The sequence below is a fragment of the Streptomyces sp. NPDC048411 genome, assembly GCF_040704695.1.
Classification (GTDB): Bacteria; Actinomycetota; Actinomycetes; order Streptomycetales; family Streptomycetaceae; genus Streptomyces.
Map to the genome: position 1 here is coordinate 1 of NZ_JBEZKL010000298.1, position 1,655 is coordinate 1,655.

Here is a 1,655-nt window from a genome sequence, read left to right on the forward strand (position 1 = left end):
CTAGGTCGCTCTCTCGGATCAGGGTGCACGGTCGTCGAGCAGCGGCAGGGATTCCTCGCAGCCCAGCCAGTGGTGTCGCGACAGGAGGGACAGCGCTCGGGCCCGCACGTCGTCGTGCGGGTTTTGGACCAGGTTCCGCAGGAGACGGGGGCAGTCGCGCAGCGCGCCGAGAGCGGTGGCACGCACACCAGGATCGGGGTCGTCGGCGAACGGCGGCAGCGCGTCGTCGGGAAGAGCGCCGAGCATCCGCAGCGCGGACAGCGCCCGGGCCCGGACCGCGGCCCGCGAGTGACGGGTGAAGGGGCGCAGCAGGGTGGCGTCCTCGGGGCAGTGCTGCTCGGCCAGCCCGACAACCGCCGCTGGTGCGACGGTAGCCGGATCGGCGCACAGCGCTTGGTAGTGCGCGCGGGGATCGTCGCCCGCCGCACGGATTTCCCGGCACACCGCCGCGCGGACGGCGGCCGACGGGTCCGCCAGGTGCCGTACCAGCTCGTCGCCGCGGTCGGCGCTGCGCAGCCGCCCGACGGCGGCGGAGCGCACGGCCGTGTCCCGCGCACAGAGCAGGCGGTCAAGGACGGCGTCCCCGTCCGCGCCGGCGAGGACGGCCGCGCAGCTGTGCCGCCGGATGTGCCGGTCCCGGTGCCCGACGGCGAGAACGGCCAGGTCCCGGGCGCGGAAGAAGCCGGCCTCGACGGCGGCGGCGAGCGTGGCCCGGCGGACGCCGTACGAGCGGTCGGCGTCCAGGTGAGCGAGAACCCGGGCCCGCACGTCGTCGAGGACGGCCTGCCGTCCGGACGCGAGCGCCAGACGCATCACCGTGCGCACCGCATGCACGCGCACACCGTCGTCGGGATCCCCCTCGGCGATCGCCCAGGCCTGCGTCATGCCGAGCCGCCCGTACGCGACCCCGGCGTACAGGCCGGCGATCCGGGCCTCCCGGCCGCTGCCCGACAGCAGGTGCGCCACCGCCTCGTCGGGCAGCCCGCCCAGGCGCCCGAGCACGGCCTCCCGCACCCACGTGCCGTACCGCCGCCGCATGCCCACCAGCGCTGCCAGGGGCGCCAGTTGCCGCAGCACGGCCTCGTCCGCGCCGGCGAGCGCGCGGTCGAGGGCCGCGCGGGCGAGGCCCCGTACCCGCCCGTCGGTGTCCGCGCACCGGATCAGGACGAGCGACAGCACGGACGCGGGCAGAGCTGCGGACTCCGCGCGGGCGAGCGCCGCCGCACGGACGCGGGCGTCCGCATGACCGAGGCACAGAGCGACCTCGGACTCGGTGGGTGGCAGGCTCCAGGAAGGAGCGCCGGGGCCGGGGCCGGGCTCCTGCCAGTACGGGGCCCCGTCCCAGTCCGCGATCTCCCGGTCGTCGAACCAGTGGAAGCCGACCCGGATCCGGCCGTGACGCCTCCAGCCCATGACCACGCAGACGGTGCCCGACCAGACGCCACGGTCAAGGGCGATCCAGTCCTCGGCCTGCCCAGCGCCTACCGCCGAGTCCACACCCTTGCCGTGGAGCAGTCGTACGCCCGGAGTGTAGAACCAGGTGGGACGGAGTTCGCGCGTCGTCATAGGGCGGACTGTAGCGCCGTCACCCACCACCCCAACCAGCCGTTTGAGGGGGTGCAGTAAACGAGGTCAGGGCTGCGTGCACTACGGGA

The 1,655-nt window shown here is 75.1% G+C and carries 1 protein-coding gene; it reads right to left on the reverse strand.

Annotation, left to right across the window (positions count from 1 at the left end):
• Positions 1-18: 18 nt before the first annotated feature.
• Positions 19-1,566, reverse strand: a complete 1,548-nt coding sequence (locus tag AB0915_RS39130; protein WP_366696168.1) for a hypothetical protein — start codon at positions 1,564-1,566, stop codon at positions 19-21.
• Positions 1,567-1,655 lie beyond the last annotated feature (89 nt).

Bases quoted from the DNA above. Each gene is read 5' to 3' on its own strand.
- AB0915_RS39130 (WP_366696168.1), bottom strand. From the start codon at position 1,566: ATGACGACGCGCGAACTCCGTCCCACCTGGTTCTACACTCCGGGCGTA.